Raw genomic sequence first — 23,113 nt, forward strand, 5'->3', positions numbered from 1 at the left:
ACAAATCTTCGTTTTGCAGATATTGATATTTATTATAACCATACATCTTTAATTGTCAACCAATTTTGAGTATTCATTATTTGATAGTTGTATTCGCACACTATAAAAAATGTAAGATGGTATCGTGTGGAAATCCAATAATAACTTTCACTTTGCGGCAGCGCTATATCGTGAGAAATTATATGCAAACAGCATTTAGAAAAGAAAAGTTACTTATGCTAGTTTTTGTGTTTAGTGAACCACTAGACACTTTAAGTCCAATGTATTATCTAGGTCTACTAGGTTTAGCAGCAGGGTTATTTATTTTTTAGCGGCATTTTGTATATCGATTTCAAAGGAATGAAAACCGTTTTCTGCTGCAACAGTAGTAATTAAATTTTGTATGTCAGTTATTCTTTCTGTATGCATGGACTCGACATCGTTCACGAACAGTGCGATTATTTGTTTATCTGGGTATATTGTGTATCCAATACCTCCTGCCAGCGTATAGCCATGTTCGTTTAGCTTACGAATAATTTTGTTCGAAAGTTCAGTCTCGGTTATTTGAGCATCAATCTTCGCAACTTCTTCTAACAATTTTTGATGATTAGCAAAAGAAACAACATCATTTGATTGGTTGAAAAAATGATCAAGAATTACGAAAGATCCACATATCAACATGATAGTTGCCACAATAAAGATGCCCTTTCTACAGATCGGGTATCATCCTTTCTCACTGCTATATAAATGTTATAAAGTATGCGACAGTAAAAGTATTATGTATAGTTTCTTTCGTTCAACCATTTTAGGGAGGATAAGTAATAACGTTTTTTAAAAAATGAAATGACTAGTTTCATCCATGCTTTTTGAAGTTCTTCAAACGTTTCTTAGTGACATAGATAATACTTTTCGTTACTGCGTTCCAAAAATACGCCCATTCGCTAAACAGATTTTATTGTTAATCTGTCTAACGAATGGGGGAATTCAATTTCTCGACTGCGCTTTTATTTTCGAGTAGTGATAGCAGAAAAAATGCCACCAATTTTAAAAGAAGAATTTATAGACAATATAGCCAACTATAAGGACTAATATTAATACACCTGTCTCTTTCCATCCCATACCAGTTAAATTCGGTGAACTCCCTCTATTAAATCCATCATTTAGAGAACCAGTGGGATTATTTTTTAATTCCTCTTGGCGTAATCGTTCTCGCTGTTCTTCTGGGGCTTCTCTTTTAGTAGGCATAAACAACACCTCCATTGCCAGCAATTTCATAAATAAGGGTACTTATTTTTCTTTTATTATATTGTATTTTTAGAAAATTACAAAAATGATTTTTGCACTCGCATTGTTCTTGATGGAATCGTTGCGTTCGTGTCATATATCGGATATAAGCAACTTTCAACCGTATAATGATTGATTTCAAAAGTAAGCAACTTTACTTTTCATTTCGCATATAGTATGATGAGTTCAATCAATTAGATGATTATGAAACTAACTATAAATTAATGCGAGGTGCTTTTTGTGAGTGCGGTAGGTTCTAAATAGGCAAAACTAAATGAAGTAAATTTGATGACGTGACTGGGGATTTGTTTATCAAGAGCACCCTGAGTTTGTCATGGATTTATTTCGAAACCTATGAAGATACCTACAATACTTTATAAAGCATGTAATTTTGAATTGGCTGCATTTGATGTTGGCTTGATTCGGTTTACCTATGCCTTGTAAATGTAAAGGAAGCTGTGGTATCCCCACAGCTTTTTTGTGTTTATTTTTATCTTCTTTCAGTAAATATTTTTTGTACAGAAAGCGTAACGACAGCTACAGAAGTCTCCCACCTTTATAGGTGTAGAGATGAATGTAGGTTAAAGTTACTTTTCAGCGGGTGTCCAAACACCTGTGGCTGCCGCAATGCTTTCGTACATAAAAAACCTGTTGCTGCCCCTACGCTTTCGCACATAAAACACCTGCTGATATAGAGGAACTCGGTCTATGAACGCCACGTCCTGTGGCAATTTATCTGTGCGACAGCAACACACGACTGAGTGACCAACATCATGTTGGCCTAAAGCCTCCGGACGCAATTATGCCGAGGCATAATAGATACTGAATAAAAGAAAAACAACCCAATTTTATCCCGCATTAACGGTCAGTAAGACGCCTACCTCAAGTGGAGAAGAGAACGAGTCAACTAGGTGGACGATCAACTGACCGTAAATGCCCGATTGGTTCAACTAGCAATCAGTGGGGGATGAAGAAAACCCCCACTGATTGAAGTTTCACTTTATAGTTGAAAGTTCATCGACATCTAATGGGTAGGTATCTTCATTATGACTTGAAAAATCATCGTGAGGAGAAATGAAAATGAATCATACAACTTTTGAGAAGTTACAATATAACGAGTTAAAACAACTGGTAAAATCGTATTGTGTCAGTGGATTAGGGCAGCAATTATTGGATAAGTTGACACCCAGCTCCAATATAAATGTCGTGAAAAATCGCTTAAACGAAACAACAGAGGCACGAACAATCTTAGATGCAGAAGGGCATGTCCCATTTTTAGGCGTATCCAATATTGACCATACCCTCAAAAACCTTGAAAAAGGTATCATACTAGACCCAAGTGAGCTCATCAGTATTTCAGACTTTTTAAGAGGATGCAGGAAAATTAAAAAGTTTATGCTGGATAAAGAATTTTTTGCTCCAGTACTAGCATCTTACGCAAGTTCGATGTCCGAATTTAAAAGTGTGGAGGAAGAAATCAATTTTTCGATTAAAGCCAATCGTGTGGATTCAGCGGCAAGCAGAGACTTAAAACGTATTCGAAGCAGTATCGAAACGACGGAAGAAAAAATTAAGGAACGCTTAACGAAATTTTTAAACAATAGTGTCAATAAAACGTATATTCAAGATTTCTTTATAAGTAAAAAAGATGATCGTTATACCATTCCGATAAAAGCGTCCTTTAAAAATCAAGTGCCTGGAACAGTCATTGAAATTTCCTCTAAAGGGTCGACGGTCTTTATAGAGCCCAATACAGTGGCAAAATTAAATGGGGAACTTGCGAGTCTCAAAGTGGAAGAAGCGATGGAAGAATATCAAATATTAGCTACATTATCGGGATTGCTGCTTGAGAATATCCATGCCATCAACATCAACTTGGAGTTGATTAGCCAATACGATATGGTGTTTGCCAAAGCAAAATTTAGTAAACAAATTGGCGGAGTCGAACCACAATTCAATGATCATGGCTATATAAAATTAGTCAATTGTAAACATCCACTTTTAACGAGTGAGGCTGTGCCACTTCATTTTGAAATTGGCAAAGATTATCGTAGCTTAATTATTACAGGACCAAATGCCGGAGGGAAAACGGTCGTTCTGAAAACAATCGGCTTATTAACCTTGGCGGCCATGTCCGGCTTTCATATTAGTGCAGATCAGACAACTGAATTGGCAGTGTTCGAACATATCTTTGTAGACATTGGCGACAATCAAAGCTTGGAAAATGCGCTTAGTACGTTTTCATCGCATATGAAAAATCTTGCTGCAATTATGCGCGCATCCAATAATAATACGCTTTTACTATTTGATGAAATCGGAAGTGGTACGGAACCGAATGAAGGGGCTGCGCTGGCGATTTCCATTTTAGAGGAATTTTATCAGATGGGCTGTATCACAGTGGCAACTACGCACTATGGCGAAATTAAACGTTTTTCAGAAATGCATGATGATTTTATGAATGCAGCCATGCGCTTTAATAGCGAAACATTAGAGCCCATGTATAAGCTGATGATAGGCACATCGGGGGACAGTAATGCCCTGTGGATTTCTAGAAAAATGAATGTCCGAGAAACTGTGCTACAAAGAGCGAAAGAATATATGGAAAATAAAGATTATCACTTACAACGAGTACATGAGGATAAAATAAGAAAGCCGAAAATTGTCAAAGAGCAAAAACAAGAGAAATATGCATTTGAAAAAGGGGACCGGGTGAAATTATTAGATCATAATGACTTTGGCATCGTCTATAAAGAAATGGACAATACCTATACTGTTGTCGTGTTCTATCAAGGTAGTTTCATGGAAGTCAATAGCAAACGGCTCGTCTTAGAGGTGCAAGCAAAAGAATTATACCCAGAGGGCTATGATGTAGATACATTGTTTGTGGATTATAAGGACCGAAAGTTACAGCATGATATCGAGCGTGGTTCCAAAAAAGCACTGCGTAAAATTCACAAAGAAATGAGACGAGATAGAGGTTGAGAAGTGTGAATACGGCAATGTTCATCTAGCCACTTTCAATGATTTAATAGGAAACAGGTAGGAAAACAATTTATTTTTCCCTACCTGTTTTTTCTTATTTATTCATGTCCTTAACTTTTTTATATAGATTTTGACACTGTTCCGCTTTAAAAGCTAAATCTAAAAAATAGAAGAAATCAATTATTTTTTCGACTTCAATTTGGCTCTTTTTATGTAAATCATCGTTTGCTATGTCAACAATAGCTGAGAAAAACTTTATCATCGCTTGCACATACATATTATCTATAACAGTAATCTTTAATTCATTTAATTCTTTTAAGTAAAAAGTAGCACCGTCAATATCACCATCTGAAATTTTCTTTTCCATAATGTTAAAAAGCATTAGTGAAACTTCATTTCGGTATCTTTTAAAAGTCTGGAAATCCAATAAAGTTTTCTTAGCTCTTTTATAGACGATATTAATAAATTCGTTAGAATAAAAATTCAATGAATTAGAAAAAAGAGTTATTTCATAATAGCCCCAATTTTCACATGTACCTAAGTATGTTTGTAATATTTCTACCTCACTAATATATAACTTGGTATTTTGGATATCATCAATTAATAAATGAATAATAGCTCTATAATGAAGAAATTTTATATTGAGATTATTTCTTTTATAATCATGATCGGCCATATTGGCTAATTCATTTAATTTATCAATATCTTTTAAATAGAATGCCTCTATGTATTCTTTCGTATAAAAGAAATCTTTATTTTCTCTAGAATTCAAATGTTGTTCAAATTCCTCTAACGTAATATTCAGCCTTTCAAGCAGAGCAAAAAATTTCATTGTCCCTGTATCGCTATCTCCCTTTTCAAAGCGCGCTATTGCAGGTCTACTCAACAAATCTTTGTATAGGACTTTTGAAGGGATTTTTTTAGCGATTCTAATTTCCTTAATAGATTCTCCAATATTCAATATTTCCACCTCTTAGTTAACAATTGTTTACATTTTAACAATTATATTGTCTTTAATCTAATAATTAGATTATTGAATAATAAAGGGAGGGTTAAATTATGAATATTATCGCTTTAATTTGGGATCTAATCGGTCGTTAATCTCTTCTAAATATTCAAAGTCTAAGGAGGAGTTTATGTGCTAATTAAGCAAGAGAAAATGAATACTAAATTTCCGTCGGATTATGAATGGTTAACTTCAGAAACAATAAAGGCTCAAAAAATTGTGGAAGCTAAAGATTTTCCTTGTGTATTTGGTACCCAAGGTTTCAAAAAGAAAGCCCATTATATTGCAGCTTTAAATTATCCGTATGATCCTAGAGAATTAGAACAGGATATAGATAATTATCTAACAGAGATTAGTCAATTAGAAGTAGATAAAGCTGGTTTGTCAGGTTTATTGGTCTTCTTTCAACCAATAGGTGAAATGAGTCTCCAATCTAAACAATTTTTAGCCTGGGATTTGCTAAAAAAGATGAAAAATATATTTGAACCAAATGAACCTTTTAATCCATTAGATGATGATTTTTCATTTAGATTTAAACAGGAGTTGTGGTTTATTAACTTTAGCAGTAACAGTTATAAAAATCGCAAATCACGTAATTTAAATAGCTTTTTAATATTGGCATTACAAACATTTAATCGCTCTAATGAATTTTTTAAAGAAAATAATACAATTAAAGCCAATGCTCAACGTAAAGTTAGAAACTTAGCATTAAAATTTGACGGTTGTCCAGTGCATCCAGGATTAGGTCCTATAATTGGAACTGAAGATGAACCTACACCTATGAAACTTTCTTATTTTATTGGGGATACAAATGACAAGCCATCCTATCAACCTTGGCTATTTGAACCCTATTTACCAGAAAGAGTGTTTCTAGATGTTAATTTTGATGATTTACAAAACCTACAAAATTTCATTCATTTAGAAAAGAATTTTGAATTGATCCTATTCAATGAGTCGGCACATTTACCTACGTTATTGAAGGTTGACGTTAAAAGGATAATTACCAATAAAGACCTGCATATCAGTAAGTCACCAGATATTATACAAGAATTTGAAAACGTCCAAACTTGCTGTAAAGTCGGAACTATAGCTAATTTTGATGGATTTGAAATAGAGCATTTAAATGATTTATTGGCATTACATGTGTTAACCGCTAAGCATATAATGCAATTTACTTAATGAATCGAATTGAAACTTTAAATGATTTTAATAGAATAATGAATTCAGATATTTTTTCAAAATTGCAAGATAAAACGCAGTTAATTTTATTTAATAAGGATGTCACTAACCGCTTTGATCATAGTCACCAAGTTGTTAAAGCAGCTCTTATATTAGCTGATAATCTTCAATATACAAAAAATTTGAGTAAAGTACACATTATTAGCGGGGCTATTGCACATGATATAGGTCATCCACCATTTGGTCATGATGGAGAGAAAATATTGAATTTCTTAATGAAATCACACGGTGGATTTGAATCTAATGCTCAAGCACTTCATATTCTTTCAAAAGATTTAAAAGTTACAAATGAAACAATAGCTGTTGTATTTAAACATACCAAGGAAATTCCAGAAAAATCAGATGGACAGCGTATAACTAAAGGTTATTACTCTACTATGCGAGCATATTTAGAACCATTATCGGCGATTATGACTGACGAAAGAAGCATAATTGATTTTGCAGATGAAATTTGTTATACATACAGTGATTTTAGAGATTTGTTTTTTATAACCAAACTCTATGATTATCATTTATTTTCAAAATCAACGTTGAAAGATGAGATTCTACGCATCATATATAAGAAATTTAAGCATCATATTTCATGGAATGAGTTTAAATACTTTATTGATAAAATGGAAAATATTTTACAAATAAATAACTTGCATCAATATGTGTATACAATGTGTAGTTTTATATTCATGAATGATAAACAAGTACTAGAGGCAAATATTTTTTATAAGATTATAACGAGTTATGTAAAACTTTTAATTCAAGACACTTATTTTAAATCTGAAGAATTTTTGACTTCGATTTGCGATATTCATAAAATTATGACAAAAGTATTCTATTGTCTATTAAATGACAATTATTCCAAATGTTCGTATCATTATAGAAGCGTCTGTGATAATATTTGTAAAATGAATGAATTAGAAATTATAGAACTATATAGACAGGTGAATAAATAATATGAAATCATATATATTTGATTTTGATGGGACGTTAGCAGACTCAAAACAATGTAGCGTACTTGCTACGCAAGAAGCATTTCGATTACTAGAGCTTGAAACGCCAAGTGTGGAGATAATTGAATATTACATGGGCATTCCTATCGAACAATCATTTAAAGAAATGGCATCCATACAGTTAGAAGAGTCTTTATTTGAGGAGTTACTTGCTATTTTCCGCAGGGAATATAAAAAATTTGAAAATGAATCGCTCTCTCTTTTTCCAAAAATGATGGATGTGTTAGAGGAGCTAAACAAACAAGGAAAACAGTGTTTTGTTGTTTCGAGCAAAAAAACCGATGTGCTTCTACGAAATTTACAGGCACTTCAAATTAACCGATTTTTTGAAGATTATATTGGCTCTGACCAAGTTAAGCATTATAAACCTCATCCAGAGGGGATTTTTAAACTAGTCGAACGCCATCAACTAGATTTACAAGCATGCGTAATGATTGGTGATGCCATTTTCGATATACAAATGGGTAAAGCAGCTGGATGTAAGACGTGTGCAGTGACTTGGGGTAGTCATTCTGAAGAACAACTACAAAAAGAACAACCAAACTATTGTATTAGTGACGTCTTGGACCTGCTGCTATTGAAGAGTTAAACTATGAGTAAAGAAACCAAAATAACCATTATTGGATTTCTGACAATGTTTATTGTTGGGGTATCGGATTTAATAGTGGTGGGCATTCTTTTGCCTATGAGTAAGGCATTTCATGTATCGCCAGCTTTAATGGGACAACTTGTGACAATTTATGCTTGTGCCTTTGCGGTCCTCAGTCCACTTTTAACGAAATGGACAAGAAAATGGGCGGATAAGTATACGTTAGTCGGAAGTATCCTCATATTTATTTTAGTAACGTTTCTCACAATATGGGTCCGATCATTTGCAATGCTTTGTGTACTAAGAGTGATTCTTGCTGGAAGTGCTTCACTTATTACGGTGAAATTAATGGCAATTGGTGCAAAAATATGTGTACCAGAAAAAAAAGCAAAGGTAGTTGCTAATATCTATGTTGGCTTTAGCGCAGCTAATATTTTAGGTATACCACTTGGTATGCTGCTAGCGAATTACTTTGATTGGTCAGTTCCTTTTTATCTTATTTGCTGCATTGCACTTTTGTGCTTAGCAATGATTCACTTTGGTATCAATAAGATGGCATTTGAAACTGTGCAAAACAATCAAGGCGACTATCATGTACTTTCGAAAAAAGGGGTCATCATTATTTTACTGTTTTTGTTTTTAATGATGGTTTCAACTAGTTTGTTATTTACATATGTGGAACCATTGATTCGCCAAGGTGGGCATTCACTTTCAGTAGTTAGTATTGCTTTATTTATATCAGGTGTAGCGGGCGTAATCGGTTCTAAGTTAGGGAACCTGCTTGCTGAAAAATATGGATATGTCTTAAGTGGCACGATAATAACTGTCGTTTATAGTGTATCATTGCTCGGTTTATTGTTAGGGTCCGGTAATGTAACGATAGTGCTTTTATGTATTTTACTGTGGAATTTGTTCCATTGGGGAACGAATCCTACGGTTCAGTATGCATTACTGCAATTTGTCAAAGGTGATCCAAGCCAATTATTTAGTTATAATATTGCCATTTTGAATTTAGGTATTGGCATAGGCTCTCTCTTGGGAGGAATGCTCTTTGCTATGGACAATGAATTTACGTACTCATTGTTAGTTGCGATTGGACTTAGTGGTATTTCTTTCATTTTATTACAAAGTTTAAGGCGAATAGAAGTGCATTAATCGTTTGTTTTGGCATTAAGTTTGGCTGGGAAGTAGTAGTATCTATAAACAACTATAAAAAGGAATTCACCAAGAAGGTGAATTCCTTTATCGTTGGTCCTAATTTTTTTACTTGCATCATACTAAACCAAATCAATCTGTGCTTTGATCGAAAAATAAACTTCCTTAATCTTTTCTTTATAGGGGAGGTCGATCAGCTCTTGCGAATCCATGTAGGCTTTTTTGGCGATGTCGTAAGCCGTTGTTAACTCGCCAAGCTGTGCGTAGTTAAGCGCTTTATAGGAGAAGCATTCATTCATACTCAACAAATCATACGGATGTGAAGTGTACATAGGGATTTCTTTATAGTGTTCAAATGCTTCCTTTGCCTCCGTATGCTGACCAAGCAAATAGTAGGATTTCCCTTTTTCTGCGTAATAAAAGTTTTCATCCAATTTTTCTTTATCTCCATGTACGAGGGCTTTAAAACGTTCAATTTCAATCAAAGCCTGCTGATAATCGCCTGTATAATTGTTATAATAATGCGCTCTTAATACGAAGATAAATGCGTCCACATCCACCTGTTCTACAAAAATACGATACTGCTCAAGCTTCATCATCATATGCTCTGCTTGTACGAAATCACCATCAATCATGGCACAATAAGCTGCGATACGATACATATCATCTATATGATAGTACAGTTGGTTTTTGTGGGCATTTGTAATGGTTTCATTTATCAGTTGTTTACCTGCTTCATGCTCACCAATTGCCAGCTGAAGGATGCTAATGTAATAAGCCAATTTGCCCGAATCTCGTGAATCTAGCTGATAATTTTCATGCGCAATTTTCTCTTTTGCCTGCATGATACAGGCATAAGCCTCATCATATTGACGGTTTTCCGCTAAAATGGTCAGCTGTAACATATATGTTTTAAACCAATGGCTCAGTAAATTGATTTCTTTAAATATTTGCCGTGCTTGTTGCAATGGTGACGCCCATGTCGATAAACCTGCTTCATATTGTGCATCTGCATATATATAAAGCAAACGCCCAGCCTCATAGCTTAAAGGGAGATCTTCCGCGTAAGACTCAATCATCTCAACGATTTGCTGATGGTTGTCCGCATCTCCACGCTTTACCTCAGCAAACAAGATTTCCACTTGCTCTAAAAGGTGACGAATTGTAGCGGGCGTTACCTGTTCAAGTAGCTCACTTGCTTTTACGCCAAGACGTTCCGCTATATAATCCAAGCTCTCCATGGATGGCTTGGCTTTGTCATTTTCAATTTGGCTTAGCATACCCTTGGTTAGACGGTCGGCGGCAAGTGCCTCTAATGTTAATTTTCGTTCCTTCCGTAATTTGCGAATCCGAGTGCCTAAAGAGTTCACTGCCTCGCCTCCTTTCTCGCATAATAACAATAATACTTCATGTACTCAATGTCTAGGCATTCATACTATAAAACTGAGCTTGCTGTTGATTTGAATGCACATATCTTTTGTTTAATTATATTAAACTTTTGCTTGCGTGAAAAGGCACAACTATGCTATATTTTGTTTAATTAAATTAAACATTTAAAATTAATTGAACAATTGGAGGGATTTTAGATGAATGAAGCGGAAAAATATAAAAAGGCGACTTATCATTTGTGGACTTTTACCGCTAGTAAAATGATTGCCTTGTTAGGGTCGCATGTCCTGTCATTTGGTATTAGTTTGTATATTTTAGCAATGACAGGTTCTGCCATGAGCTTTGCGACGAATATGATTTGTTCCATATTACCGCGCGCTCTCGTAGCGCCACTTGCGGGTTATGTAGCCGATAATTTTTCAAAGAAACGCACCATTTTATTGGCACAGGCGGGAACGGTTTTGACGATGGGTGGTTTACTACTTTATACGGAGACAGTAGGTATGTCAGTCAATGCGATTTATGTGACGACCGTATTCTATACGCTGTGCTCAGCGTTTTCGGGTGTAACGTTTAGCTCGGCAATCGCTACACTTGTGAATCCGGAGCGTTTACAGCGTGCGATGTCGTTCAATCAAATGTCGATGTCAGTAGCTGCTATTGGTGGACCCGTTATCGGCGGGATGATGTACGGCTTTTTTTCGATGGAAGTATTTTTATTGGTGCATATGGTTGCCTATGTGATTGCCTTTTGTTTAGAGGCAACGATGAACTTCAATTTATATAGTACACGAGGGGAAGATGTAGAGAAGGAAAAAATGTGGGCAGGTTTGGCAAGTGGCTTTCGCTATATCAAACAGCAAAAAGTCATTAAAGTGGTGATGTGGCTGTCATTATGGATTAATTTATTTTTCTCAGCCATCGTTGTTGGCGGAACCTATATTATTATTGAAGTACTGAAAGTAAAGTCAACACATTTTGGCTTTATTCAAGCGTCAGGCGCAATTGGTATGTTGGTAGCTTCTCTCTATTTTGCAACACAGGCAGAAGTTAAAGTACCGTTGCGGTTCTCTAAGATTAGTATATTGCTCCTGTCTAGTAGTCTAGGGCTAGCGGTAATACCATTAGTGACAAATCTTTCGTATATTACGATTTTTATCTTTTACATCGTTCTCTATTTTATTTTCGCTATTTTTGAAATGGGTATTAATATGCCACTTGGCGTCTTTATGCAAAAGCTCATTTCTGAGGAATATCGTGGACGCGTGTTCGGGCTTATGGAAACAATGTCGATGTCGATGATGCCGCTTGGAATGCTGGTGTACGGCGTATTATATGATACGTTACCAGCGACGGGGATTCTGCTTGTTACGAGTGTCATTATTGTTACCATTACGCTTGTACTACTAAGACCAGCTGTGTTAAAAGAAGCACATCCTGAATTGATGGAGCCAACTATGGAAAGCGTTCAATCTTAGTTAAAATGCAAATTTCTAAGAGGCTCTTTAAAGTGCTTTGAATAACGAATATAAAAAGCAAGTCGTCGATTGAAAGGGGTGGAGGCACTTAATTTGCTTGAAACCTTGAACGAGGAACTGTCTGATCGTGAATCAGCTTTACAGGTAACTAAAGCCGTTTGAAAAGTCTGGTACTTAAAAAAGTATCAGGCTTTTTAAATGGGCTGTCCAAAAAGTAAAATTGTAGATAGGAGTATTGTGCGGAAAGCAACGATTGTTATTGTTTGAAGGACTTTTGGGACAGTGCCTCTGTATTTTCATTACTAGGTAAAAGTAAAATGTTTGGAGGATTCTAGAAAATTGTTTAAGAAAAAAAGTAGATTCTACAAGCCATGTTCATAAAAAAGAGTATAATAAATTGTATATTCTGAAAATTAGGATAATTAGTAATGTAAAAAGAATAGGGGGATTTAGATGTCGTTAAAAGTAGGGGATAGCATTACCTTTGAAAGAACTTTTACAGAAACAGATGTTGAATTATTTACAACAATTTCATGTGATCAAGGCATCCATCATATAACGCCAGATGAACGAGGGAAACTGGTTGTGCAAGGCTTATTAACAGCAACTCTGCCCACAAAAGTGGGGGGAGATCATAATGTATTAGCTCGTACGATGAATTTTGAATTTTTACGACCTGTATTTACAAGTGATACGATTATTTGTGAAGTGAAAATTGAAAAATACGAGAAGCAAGAAAATAATAGAACAGCTATAAGTACCACGTTTTTATGTAAAAATCAGCATGAGAAAGAAGTATTAACAGGAAACTTTGCAGGAATAATCCTCTAGGTTGTAAAGACATTCTTTAAAAAGTTTTTGGACAAGGCAGATATTTCATGGCGTGTTTGAGAGATTTATTTACTGTATGCACAACATTATGTTGAATAACATAAGCTTTGCATAAAAAGTAGTTCGAATGTGATCACAGTACTTTATCATGTTAAATTAAAGGAGAATAGCTGATGAATAAATCCACTATTACGTTCTTTGAGAGAAAATTTCCAAGTGCAAATATGATTCTGATTAAGGATCAACTTCCGATTCTTGTAGACAGTGGTTTTGGCAGTGATGTAAAAGACACAGAACAACTAATAACAGACGCCGGTGTTTTACCTAAAGAATTGCATCTTATTGTGAACACCCACTATCATAGTGACCATGTAGGTGGCAATTTCCATTTGCAAAAAAACTATAGTTTACCCATTGCCGCTCATAAATGGGAGGCGGATTTAATAAATGTTGGTGATGCTGAAGCTTGTAGTGCAGAATGGTTAGATCAGCCAGTAGAACCCTACAGCGTAGATAAAATGCTCTCCGATAACGATGAAATTGATACGGGGAGTAGTATTTTGCAAGTTTTCCATACACCTGGACATACATTAGGACATATTTCTTTATATGAACCTGCTAAAGAGCTATTAATTTGTGGGGATCTTTTTCATAAAAATGATATTGGATGGCTGAATATCTTTAGAGAAGGGGTGAACGCCATTCAACGCTCAATAGAAAGTTTGGACAGGTTAGCCAAACTTCGAATACAAACAGCATATCCAGGGCACGGACCTCAGATAGAAAACCCATTAGACACTATTGATATGGCAAGGAAGCGACTTGAAAAGTGGATGGGTAAGCCTGAGAAAGTTTCATGGCATGCGTGTAAGCGAATTTTTTCTTTCACATTAATCATTAATAATGGATTAGCAAGAGAAGAATTGGATAACTACTTATTAAAATGTGGATGGTTCCAAGATTTTGCGCGTCATGCTTTTCAAACGCCACCCAAAGATTTTGTTCAAATTTTGCTCGATGAAATGATTCGCTCTGGAGCGGCAAGTTGGCACAATAATTGTTTAATGGCCAATACGCCATATCAAGCACCTGAACAGCAATGGCTAAAGAACAATATAAAGCCAAGAGACTGGAAAACTCAAAATCTGCTCATTTAAAAATAGAACCGGGTCACGATAACAATGCTTCAAATAGGCTATTCATTTTAACAATCACGGACTAGCTAAACACTTTGTCAAGCAACTTAAAAGGATTGAGTTGGATGTTGTACCAAACTTAATCCTTTTCATTTTGCCTTAAATTCTTTGGTTAGTCAGTAAGACCCCCACCTCAAGTGGAAAGAGGAAACGAGTACACAATTTGTGCGAACAACTGACCGTAGACGCCCGATTGGTTCAACGTACAATACCGTGAGGGTAGAAGAAGACCCCCACGGTTTGAAGTTTTACTTTATTGATCTTCGATGACAATATAAGTGGCTTTAATAGGTCCATGTACGCCAACGACGAGTATCATTTCGATATCCGCAGAGTTACTTGGCCCTGTGATGAAATTGACGCACGAAGCCACTTTTTCACCACTTTTTATTTTTTCTCGTATCCAGCGAGCCGCTTGCGTCATGCGTGGCACGATTGTGCTTTTGGGAATCAAAATAATAGATTTTTCAGGTAAAAAGCTGACAGATCTGCCTTTATCTTTATCGCTAAATAACACAGCCGTTCCTGACTCGGCTAGTGTGATTTCACTTATGGTAATACCGATATTTGCTTTTTCCGCTTGTCGGATGTTTTCCTCAGGTTGTTCATAGTTCCAAACGTGAAGCTCGATGTCTGCTTGTGGCCATTGTTCGTTCATTAAATTAGACAGTCCGTACTTATGAAAGCGATCGTCTTTCCACGTTACGACTGAACGGCCACCAAAACTTTCGACAACTGTTTGGAGGGCATCCGCAAGATTTGCGGTAGTTGTGATGACTAAATTTGTATGAATGTTTTGGCATTGTTCTTGTAGCACAGTCACTAATTCGTCTTGTGTTGCATCTTGTAGGACGCGGTCTTGTGGTTGATATTGCCAAGTTGGTTGTTCAATTTCTCTTTTCGGTGCACGCTTTAGTTGATTGGCAATTTTATTTAAAAATGTATCTCGGTTTTGAATGTTACCACTCATTATTCTTCGCCTCCTTGTGGGCGTTTTTTGAACCAATCACGGAAGTTTTCTTTGTTTGGTGCTGGAAAATCCCTTTCTTCTGTCCATGCTTTCAATGGTCCTGGACCGTTTGAAATCTTATTATCTTTGGTAAATGGAGACATGATTGGTGATGCCATTTTTGTCGCCATTTTAAATAAGGAAGGGGAGGAAGCGCCAAAACCAAATGCTTTCATTAAAAGCTTTTCAGAAACAGGTGCTTTTCCTTCGTTTTCAACAATAACTTGGCGATGCTTATGAATAAGTTGGTGCAAGGGAATTTTCACTGGACAAGCGTCGGTACAAGCACCGCATAATGTGGAAGCGTAAGGTAATTCTTTGAAATCATCATAACCTCCTAATAATGGTGATAGCACGACACCGACTGGTCCAGAGTAAATAGAACCATACGTATGACCACCGACATGACGGTAAACGGGGCAAGCATTGACACATGCTGCGCAGCGAATACATTGTAGGATTGGTTGGAATTCTCCACCCAGGATGTCTGACCTTCCGTTATCAACAATGACTAAATGGAATTCCTCTGGGCCGTCCGTATCGCCTTCATCTTTTACGCCTGTTAGTGTCGTAATATAACTTGTAAGCTTTTGACCAACCGCACTTCTTGTTAACAGACTTACGAGCACTTCCATCTCTTCAAAGGTAGGGACAATTCTTTCCATGCCCATAACTGTAATTTGCGTTTTCGGTAAGGCTGTTACTAAATCCGCATTTCCTTCGTTTGTTACAAGAGTAATGGAGCCACTTTCTGCGATGGCGAAGTTACAGCCTGTAATGCCAATGTCTGCGGTTAAGTACTCGTTACGCAATTTTTCGCGCACATAAAGTGCGAGTTCTTCTGGTTTTTCGGTTTTATCGTAGCCCTGCTTTTCTTTAAAGACATCACGAATTTGCTCTTTGTTTTTATGCAGGGCAGGGACAACGATATGGGAGGGTGGCTCATGGTCGTCTACCTGTAAAATGTATTCACCAAGGTCAGTCTCAATAACCTCACAGCCAAGTTGCTCAAGTGCTGCGTTTAAATGAATTTCTTCCGTTACCATCGATTTGGATTTAACGATTTTTTTCGCTTGTTTGTCTTTGGCGATGTTTTGAATATAGGCTGTCGCTTCTTCAGCTGTTTGAGCGAAGAAGACGTGTCCACCTCTTTTTGACACGTTTTCGCTTAGTTCGTATAAGTAGTAATCTAAGTTTGCCAGCACATGTTGGCGAATTTCTTCACCGTGCGAGCGCCATTCTTCCCAATTGCCCAGTTCGTCCGCTTGCATGAGGCGGCGTGTTTGGAACCGCTCCTGAGCACTTGATACGGCACCTCGCATAAACGTATTGGTTAATTCTTTTGAAACCCGATTTTTAAACGGATCATCACTGGTTTTCATTGACATCTGTACCCCTCCTTGGAGATGATTGATTGCTGAATAAGAAAGTATAAGTATTTTTAGCAGTGTCTTGCTTCATCGCCCAGTCCCTTCGCGTCACACTCTGCTCCTTCGGTCGAAAGTGGTGGAGCGTTTATTTTCTCTATGGACTCTCCAGGGCGCCTTTAGCTTTTCTTATTTAACCTGCATTAACTGCCCGTAAAAGTCCGATTGGTTCAACTAGCAAGCAGTGGGGGATAAAGCCCTCAACTGATTGAAGTTTCACTCTATCCCGCATTAACGGTCAGTAAGACGCCAACCTTGAGTTGAAAGACGAGGTGGTCAAACAACTGACCGTAAATGCCCGATTGGTTCAACTAACAATCAGTGGGGATGAAGAACCCCCACTGATTGAAGTTTCACTTTATCGACAGTTTAGAACTTCTGCAATATGCATGACTTTGATCGGTTTCCCTTGTCGATCAATTCGACCGCCGATATTGATTAAACAACCGGCATCCGCACCGATTAAAATGTCTGCGCCTGTTTCTTCTACATTTTGTACTTTTTCACTTACCATTTGTCCTGAAATATTGCCCATCTTTACTGAGAATGTACCACCAAATCCACAGCATCGATCTTTTCCTGGAAGCTCTACATACTGTAAGCCCTTCACATGGCTTAACAATTTCATGGGCGCTTCTTGCACACCAAGTAATCTCGTCATATGGCAGGAAGTATGATAAGTAGCCTTGCCTTCTAAATGAGCACCAACATCTTCAATTTTTAATACATCTACAATAAATTCAGTGAATTCATATGTTTTTGTTGCTAATGCTTGAGCTTTTGGCGCCCAAACAGCATCACCTTTAAACACTTCTGGATATTCTTTAAACATATAGGCACATGAACCAGAAGGGGAGACTACATATTCAGCATGTTCGAAAGCAAGGATCATTTTTTTTATCGCATTTTTCGATTCTTGCACATAACCGCTATTGTAAGCTGGCTGTCCACAGCAAATTTGATTTTCTGGAAAGTCAATGTCGCAGCCAAGTCTTTCTAATACTTCCACGACTGCTTTTCCTACATCACCTTGAAACATATCGACTAAACAAGTCGCAAAAAGTGTTACTTTCATGTTCATCGCTCCTTCATTACTCCTTTTTCCCCTCAAAAACACCTAATCAACTGGTCATCAGATGACTAGGGTGGTGAATATATTGTTTTTATAATACTACACCTTTTCAGATGAAATAAAGTGTTAATATTAAATTTTCTAAAAAATAAAGAGCTGCCCATGTAAAATAGGCAACCAGACTGTAGACAAAATCCCCCGACAGTATCCATCTCAGGGGATTTTGTCGTTTTTGAAGGTAGTAGAATTCAAATTTTTCCCCCTGAATTTTATGTATGACATATTTGTACTTGCGGAAAAACCATCTCTTGTTTTTGGGCGAGTATATGGCAATACAGGTAACCCTCAAGTATTTTTAACAGGTTAAAAGAGCAGAATAGCATATCGTAGGTGATACAAGTTGATTGGAGTGGAAGGTGCGCCACTCCTGCAGGAACAGCACGTGCGGAAAATCCATTTTTGTGGCGATCCGCCGCAAAGATTAGTTGAAGCCGTGCCTGCGGAAAGGGAGCGCCTGGAATGGAAATCAACGGTTTCTTACTATTTATGCTAAAAAGAAAAAGACTGTAGACAAACTCAAAGAAATTTGAGTTTGCCTACAGTCCGAGCTCCCCATCGTAGAAGAGGCAGCCTTTATTAGTTGATGGACTCTGTCCGTTCAAAGTATTGCATGAGTACTTTCTCCACATTACTTAGATGCGAAGCCATAGTTTGTTTCGCTAATTCTTCATTTTGATGTTTAATAGCAAGGAAAATTTGCATATGTTCATCATATAATTTCTCGCTCGTCGTTTTTTTAGAGAACAACCATAGACGTCTTGTTTCTCTCATAGTTTCAATCATTAAACCAGAAACTTGATTTAATAAAGTTGCTAGAAGGGGATTTTGAGAGGCTGTAGAAATTGCTGAATGGAACTGAAAATCTACTTTTTCTCCAAGTTCACCATCACCTTGTACACGTTTCATTTCGTCCAAAATTTGCATCATGGCTTGCAAATCTTCTTCTGTTCGATGCATCGCAGCACTAGCAGCAGCGCCAACTTCAATAATTTTGCGGATTTCTAGCAGGTGGGAGACATCTTGTTTATTAGTTAACATAGCTGTTGATAAGGGGAAATCAAGTTGGTTGGCCTGAATACTTTTGACAAAGGTGCCCGAACCCTGTTTAATTTCGATTAAGCCCATCGCTTTTAAAGCAGATAGTGCCTCTCTGATAGCAGACCTGCTTACTTGTAACTGTTCGGCTAATTGTTCTACCGAATCTAGTCGATCTCCGGGCTTTAATTCGCCAGCTCGAATTTTTTCATAGAGGATTTCTGCGACTTCTTCATATATTTTTTTTGGTTTAATTTTCTTTAATTCCAAGGAACTACACCTCATTTGTTTCTGTCAATTGCAGTAATGGTAGTTTTATTATACATGAAGGTTTGTAAATTACTCACTGATAAATGTCATGCGCGTGAATTTAAGAAGTATAAAAATTAGTAACTATAATCGTAACATACATTCATCAGATGACCTAATCTCCTGTTGATGATTGAAATATGTGGATAAAATGAAAGGATTGTCCCATCGTTTCTCCACCTATTTTGTACCGAAAGGGAAGTGTCAGCCATAGGTATTTTTTGCGTGGATGTAACGTCACAATAGCTGCTAAATATGATGACAACAGAGCGTTAACCATTGATGCAACTACATAAAGACGAATTTAATGTGGAGATAAATTAAATTTGGGAGTATGAAAATTGACGTTCACACAAGATTTTACAGGCGGTCGGTGGCAGTTTAGCTTGGGTATACCCACTGCAGGTGATGCGATTTTAACGGGAGATTTATTGATTGAATTGACTTGCATTATAATAGAAGGAACGAAGCAGATTTTAATGTGATGCAAAAGCACTGTTAACGATGCGCTATACCTTGCAGGGTTATGACGAGATCGTCTCGGGATTTATTGAGGCGCTCTCGTCTTTTGTCATGATGCTGTGAACGTTGACAGAAAAGGGGCTAGAAGTGCATAATGCAAAAGGACCTTCCGAAGTGTTGCGGCACTTCACTGTTTCAACATTATTCCGCCATGAAACGTTCACAAACAGGAAGGGCGCAATTTACAGTGATTTTTGGTACGATGGATGCAGTAACTGTAAGGAGCGAATGAAAAATATGGAAACTGATATTAACGTATTTTTAGCCTTTGGTGCTGGATTTTTAAGCTTTATCTCGCCATGTACACTCCCACTGTATCCTGCGTTTTTATCATACATAACGGGCATGACGTTAGATGAGCTAAAATCTGAGCGAGGCATGATGCAAAAGCGCGCTATTTTGCATACACTATTCTTTTTACTTGGATTCTCGATCATTTTCATCATGATTGGACTTGGTGCGTCCTTTGCTAAAGAGTTTTTCCTCAATTATCAAACGTTATTGCGTCAAGTTGGCGCTATTTTAATCGTTGTTTTTGGATTAATGATTGTCGGATTACTGCAGGTCGATTTCTTAATGAGGGATCGTAAATTCCAATTTAAGAGCCGACCATCTGGCTATTTTGGTTCTGTTTTAATCGGTTTAGCCTTTGCGGCTGGTTGGACACCGTGTACAGGTCCAATTTTAATGTCAATTATTTCACTGGCTGGCGCAAATCCAGGCTCAGGCTTTAGTTATATGTTTGCCTATTATTTAGGCTTTGCGATACCATTCTTCGTGTTGTCTTTCTTTATTTCACGTATGGCTTGGATTCGAACACACAGTCAAAAAATCGTGAAAATTGGCGGATATATTATGATTGCCGTGGGGATTTTATTATTCTTTGACGGTTTAACGTATATCACGCGCTTATTAGAGCCTATTTTTGGTGGATTTACAGGCTTCTAATCTGCTAAACTAAAGTGGCATACTGTACTTTAACGTGGAGGGAGATGAACACGTGCCTACAGTTTTAGTAGTGGATGATACGCTATTTATGCGTGTTGCAATAAGTAATATGTTTAGTGAATGGGGTTATGAGGTTGTCGGCAAGGCGGTCAATGGTAAAGAAGCTGTAGCGATGTATCGCGAGTTACAACCAGACCTTGTAACAATGGATGTAACGATGCCCGTTATGACAGGTATTGCGGCTGTAAAGAAAATCATTCCTGAATTTCCAAATGCAAAAATTGTTATGATTACGGCTTTAGGGCAACAGAAATTAATCGTTGAGGCGATTGAAAGTGGCGCGAAAGACTTTATAACGAAGCCTTTCGAGCCCGAAAAATTAAAGGCTGTTGCAGATCAATTAGTTGGTCAAAATTGTTAATTTGACATTAGAGGAGGATTTTTAATGTTAAGCAATATACCTTCTCAATATTATGTAATCGGTTCGACCATAATGGCCATTTTAATGGGTAGTTTTGTAATGGTCATACGTATGAGAGCTTCCAAAAAACCAACAAATGAGAAGAAAATTATCATTCCACCTATCGCTATGTCTTCAGGTGCGTTAATGTTTTTATTTGAACAATTTAGAGTACCGTCTATGCAAATTTTAGAGGCTGCTGCTGTTGGGATGGTGTTCTCAACAATTTTAATCGCTACTTCTAAATTTGAAGTAAAGGGTCAGGATATTTATTTAAAACGTTCAAAAGCATTCGTTTTTATTTTAATGGGACTTTTAGTTTTCCGTGTTGTTGCCAAAATAATTTTAAGTAGCTCCATAGATGTCGGTGAATTAGCGGGCATGTTTTGGATTTTGGCATTTGCCATGCTAGTACCTTGGCGAATTGCCATGCTCATGCAATTTAAAAAAATAAAGAAAACAGTACCGTTAAAGGTTATGTAATGCAAAGAAACTGCACTAGTGTATACGCTAGTGCAGTTTTTTATGTAGAACCGCCGAACTGACGGATAGACTTGAGCAACTGGCGGATAGAACCGCCGAACTGACGGATAGACTTGAGCAAATGACGGATAGAACCGCCGAACTAACGGATAGACTTGGGCAACTGGCGGATAGAACCGCCGAACTGATGGATAGACTTGAGCAAATGACGGATAGAACCGCCGAACTAACGGATAGGCTTGAGCAAATGACGGATAGAACCGCCGAACTAACGGATAGGCTTGAGCAAATGACGGATAGAACTGCCGAACTGACGGATAGACTTGAGCAAATGGCGGATAGAACCGCCAAACTGACGGATAGACTTGAGTAACTGGCGGATAGAACCGCCGAACTGACGGATAGACTTGAGTAACTGGCGGATAGAACCGCCGAACTAACGGATAGACTTGGGCAAATGACGGATAGAACCGCCGAACTAACGGATAGACTTGAGCAAATGACGGATAGCCCTGCACAATTTACGATTAGACGTTTTTCATGAATTAGTTGTGCTATACTAATAAGCACGTTAAAAAATGAGGAGTTCGACAACATGAAATATTTTAAACCACAGATGCAGCAGCTAGTGAGAGAACATCGTGAACTGCATGATCAATTAAAGACGCTAATGGCAGACATGGATCTGCAAAAAAATTATGCCTTAAAAGCGCTGTATCATGCAGAGGTAGCTGACGGTGGACGTTATCAGAAAGATTATCAGGATCTTGATCACTTATTTAAGTAATACTGTTTTTTGTCGATAGGAAAGGGCAATGAAACATGAAAAACCGCACTTGCAAAAAAGTGCGGTTTTTCGTATTAATCAAATAAGTGCTCGTACGGGGTCACGTCAATATGCATTTGATCTAATTTTTTGCGTAAAAATTTATGGTCACGCTTAGGGGTTGCTTGAATATAACCGCGAATAATTAAGTCATTATCTATAGCTGATGCTTTTTCCTCTAAAGCAAGTTCCCCGATTTTCCCCGCAATTTTCTCTTTCGCTACTTGTCTAAATAACTCAGGTACAGGGCTTACAAGTTCATATAAGAACTCCTTCTCAGATTGTCCCCATAAGTGAATCGTTTTATCTAAATAAAATTCTTGCCAATCTAAATCTGATTTCCCATCCTGCTTTGGCAGAGCCTTTAAAAATTTGCGGAACATGAAAAATCCACCAATCCCCATTAAGGATATTAATACGACTACCCAAAACAAGATAAACCATAAAAACCAACCTTCTAACTGCAAACCGTTCACCTCTTTACCTTCTCTGACTCTATTATAAAAGCTTGGCCAAAAAAATTCATCCTTATTGTCCCTCTTTTTACAATTAGTCTGTATATATTCTGTAGAAAGGGGGTGGGGTACATGGCAAACACCATTTTTTTAGGTGCCACACTGCGTTTAAAGTATATTGCGGGTCACGATGACAACAACGAGCCAAAGTTTACGACAAAAACGTATCAAAATCTGAATGGTACTCATTCAGTTGTGGACTTACTGAAGGTGGCAAAGGCGATTGCAAGTCTTTCGTCACAGCCATTAGACAGTGTAGTAAAACAAGAAACAACAGATTTATCGTAACAGCAAAAACGGAAAACAAGGAGGTGA

24 protein-coding genes are annotated in these 23,113 nt (G+C 37.2%); 15 read left to right on the top strand and 9 right to left on the bottom strand.

Going from position 1 to position 23,113, the window contains the following annotated elements; translation table 11 throughout:
* Positions 1–300 precede the first annotated feature (300 nt).
* On the bottom strand, positions 301–672 hold the full coding sequence (locus ACQKII_RS02770) for a hypothetical protein (RefSeq protein ID WP_427456123.1): 372 nt from the start codon (positions 670–672) through the stop codon (positions 301–303).
* Between the two features lie 351 nt (positions 673–1,023).
* Positions 1,024–1,224 (bottom strand): DUF6366 family protein, encoded by a 201-nt coding sequence (locus tag ACQKII_RS02775; RefSeq protein ID WP_427456124.1) that lies wholly within the window; start codon positions 1,222–1,224, stop codon positions 1,024–1,026.
* A gap of 1,119 nt (positions 1,225–2,343) precedes the next feature.
* Between ACQKII_RS02775 and ACQKII_RS02780 the strand changes: the two genes are divergently transcribed.
* Positions 2,344–4,245, top strand: coding sequence for an endonuclease MutS2 (locus tag ACQKII_RS02780; protein ID WP_427456126.1), 1,902 nt, complete (start codon positions 2,344–2,346; stop codon positions 4,243–4,245).
* A gap of 94 nt (positions 4,246–4,339) precedes the next feature.
* Here ACQKII_RS02780 and ACQKII_RS02785 read toward each other — a convergent pair whose 3' ends face one another.
* Positions 4,340–5,206: a hypothetical protein gene (locus tag ACQKII_RS02785; RefSeq protein ID WP_427456128.1), complete on the bottom strand. Its 867-nt coding sequence runs from the start codon at positions 5,204–5,206 to the stop codon at positions 4,340–4,342.
* Positions 5,207–5,383: 177 nt separating this feature from the next.
* Here ACQKII_RS02785 and ACQKII_RS02790 point away from each other — a divergent pair, with 177 nt between their 5' ends.
* Genes ACQKII_RS02790 through ACQKII_RS02805 form a run of 4 tightly spaced genes read left to right on the top strand, consistent with a single transcriptional unit; the run spans position 5,384 to position 9,238 of the window.
* The gene (locus ACQKII_RS02790) at positions 5,384–6,430 is read left to right on the top strand and encodes a YqcI/YcgG family protein (RefSeq protein WP_427456130.1); all 1,047 of its coding nucleotides are present in this window, start codon (positions 5,384–5,386) and stop codon (positions 6,428–6,430) included.
* Complete coding sequence (locus ACQKII_RS02795) at positions 6,430–7,437, top strand: HD domain-containing protein (protein WP_427456132.1); 1,008 nt, start codon at positions 6,430–6,432, stop codon at positions 7,435–7,437. The genes ACQKII_RS02790 and ACQKII_RS02795 overlap by 1 nt, the downstream gene beginning before the upstream one ends.
* Before the next feature lies 1 nt (position 7,438).
* Entirely contained in the window at positions 7,439–8,083 is a 645-nt protein-coding gene (locus ACQKII_RS02800; RefSeq protein WP_427456134.1) for an HAD family hydrolase, read from the top strand.
* Positions 8,084–8,086: 3 nt separating this feature from the next.
* Positions 8,087–9,238, top strand: coding sequence for an MFS transporter (locus ACQKII_RS02805; RefSeq protein WP_427456136.1), 1,152 nt, complete (start codon positions 8,087–8,089; stop codon positions 9,236–9,238).
* Positions 9,239–9,360: 122 nt separating this feature from the next.
* On the opposite strand, the gene ACQKII_RS02810 is transcribed toward ACQKII_RS02805, so the two are convergent.
* Positions 9,361–10,608, bottom strand: coding sequence for a helix-turn-helix domain-containing protein (locus ACQKII_RS02810; protein WP_427456138.1), 1,248 nt, complete (start codon positions 10,606–10,608; stop codon positions 9,361–9,363).
* A 216-nt stretch (positions 10,609–10,824) separates the two neighbouring features.
* Between ACQKII_RS02810 and ACQKII_RS02815 the strand changes: the two genes are divergently transcribed.
* The 3 genes from ACQKII_RS02815 (at position 10,825) to ACQKII_RS02825 (ending at position 14,093) form a co-directional block, all read left to right on the top strand.
* Positions 10,825–12,105 (top strand): MFS transporter, encoded by a 1,281-nt coding sequence (locus ACQKII_RS02815; protein ID WP_427456140.1) that lies wholly within the window; start codon positions 10,825–10,827, stop codon positions 12,103–12,105.
* A 453-nt stretch (positions 12,106–12,558) separates the two neighbouring features.
* Positions 12,559–12,936 (top strand): enoyl-CoA hydratase, encoded by a 378-nt coding sequence (locus tag ACQKII_RS02820; RefSeq protein ID WP_427456142.1) that lies wholly within the window; start codon positions 12,559–12,561, stop codon positions 12,934–12,936.
* 173 nt (positions 12,937–13,109) lie between these two features.
* Positions 13,110–14,093, top strand: coding sequence for an MBL fold metallo-hydrolase (locus ACQKII_RS02825; protein ID WP_427456143.1), 984 nt, complete (start codon positions 13,110–13,112; stop codon positions 14,091–14,093).
* 292 nt (positions 14,094–14,385) lie between these two features.
* On the opposite strand, the gene ACQKII_RS02830 is transcribed toward ACQKII_RS02825, so the two are convergent.
* The 4 genes from ACQKII_RS02830 to ACQKII_RS02845 form a co-directional block, all read right to left on the bottom strand.
* Entirely contained in the window at positions 14,386–15,102 is a 717-nt protein-coding gene (locus ACQKII_RS02830) for a LutC/YkgG family protein (RefSeq protein WP_427456145.1), read from the bottom strand.
* Positions 15,102–16,529: a LutB/LldF family L-lactate oxidation iron-sulfur protein gene (locus ACQKII_RS02835; RefSeq protein WP_427456147.1), complete on the bottom strand. Its 1,428-nt coding sequence runs from the start codon at positions 16,527–16,529 to the stop codon at positions 15,102–15,104. Before ACQKII_RS02835 ends, ACQKII_RS02830 begins: the two co-directional genes overlap by 1 nt.
* Positions 16,530–16,926: 397 nt before the next feature.
* Positions 16,927–17,643, bottom strand: a complete 717-nt coding sequence (locus ACQKII_RS02840; RefSeq protein ID WP_427456149.1) for a (Fe-S)-binding protein — start codon at positions 17,641–17,643, stop codon at positions 16,927–16,929.
* Positions 17,644–18,276: 633 nt separating this feature from the next.
* The gene (locus ACQKII_RS02845; RefSeq protein WP_427456151.1) at positions 18,277–19,005 is read right to left on the bottom strand and encodes a FadR/GntR family transcriptional regulator; all 729 of its coding nucleotides are present in this window, start codon (positions 19,003–19,005) and stop codon (positions 18,277–18,279) included.
* A gap of 380 nt (positions 19,006–19,385) precedes the next feature.
* Here ACQKII_RS02845 and ACQKII_RS02850 point away from each other — a divergent pair, with 380 nt between their 5' ends.
* The 6 genes from ACQKII_RS02850 to ACQKII_RS02875 all read left to right on the top strand — a co-directional run bounded on the left by ACQKII_RS02850 (position 19,386) and on the right by ACQKII_RS02875 (position 22,244).
* The gene (locus tag ACQKII_RS02850; RefSeq protein WP_427456153.1) at positions 19,386–19,529 is read left to right on the top strand and encodes a hypothetical protein; all 144 of its coding nucleotides are present in this window, start codon (positions 19,386–19,388) and stop codon (positions 19,527–19,529) included.
* Between the two features lie 274 nt (positions 19,530–19,803).
* Positions 19,804–20,514 carry a cytochrome c biogenesis CcdA family protein gene (locus ACQKII_RS02855; protein ID WP_427456155.1) on the top strand — a complete coding sequence of 237 codons (711 nt, stop codon included), beginning with the start codon at positions 19,804–19,806 and terminating at the stop codon, positions 20,512–20,514.
* Positions 20,515–20,548: 34 nt separating this feature from the next.
* Positions 20,549–20,935 (top strand): response regulator, encoded by a 387-nt coding sequence (locus ACQKII_RS02860; RefSeq protein WP_036130115.1) that lies wholly within the window; start codon positions 20,549–20,551, stop codon positions 20,933–20,935.
* Between the two features lie 24 nt (positions 20,936–20,959).
* On the top strand, positions 20,960–21,457 hold the full coding sequence (locus ACQKII_RS02865) for a CcdC family protein (RefSeq protein ID WP_427456157.1): 498 nt from the start codon (positions 20,960–20,962) through the stop codon (positions 21,455–21,457).
* Between the two features lie 205 nt (positions 21,458–21,662).
* Positions 21,663–21,830: a hypothetical protein gene (locus ACQKII_RS02870; protein ID WP_427456159.1), complete on the top strand. Its 168-nt coding sequence runs from the start codon at positions 21,663–21,665 to the stop codon at positions 21,828–21,830.
* A gap of 222 nt (positions 21,831–22,052) precedes the next feature.
* Positions 22,053–22,244 (top strand): hypothetical protein, encoded by a 192-nt coding sequence (locus ACQKII_RS02875; protein WP_143999364.1) that lies wholly within the window; start codon positions 22,053–22,055, stop codon positions 22,242–22,244.
* A gap of 74 nt (positions 22,245–22,318) precedes the next feature.
* Here the strand turns inward: ACQKII_RS02875 and ACQKII_RS02880 are convergent, their stop codons facing one another.
* The gene (locus tag ACQKII_RS02880) at positions 22,319–22,759 is read right to left on the bottom strand and encodes a DUF2621 domain-containing protein (RefSeq protein ID WP_427456161.1); all 441 of its coding nucleotides are present in this window, start codon (positions 22,757–22,759) and stop codon (positions 22,319–22,321) included.
* A 111-nt stretch (positions 22,760–22,870) separates the two neighbouring features.
* Here ACQKII_RS02880 and ACQKII_RS02885 point away from each other — a divergent pair, with 111 nt between their 5' ends.
* A complete protein-coding gene (locus ACQKII_RS02885; protein WP_427456163.1) occupies positions 22,871–23,086 on the top strand; it encodes a DUF1659 domain-containing protein in 216 nt (71 codons plus the stop codon).
* Positions 23,087–23,113 lie beyond the last annotated feature (27 nt).

This window comes from Lysinibacillus sp. NPDC048646 (assembly GCF_050272295.1).
Lineage (GTDB): Bacteria > Bacillota > Bacilli > Bacillales_A > Planococcaceae > Lysinibacillus.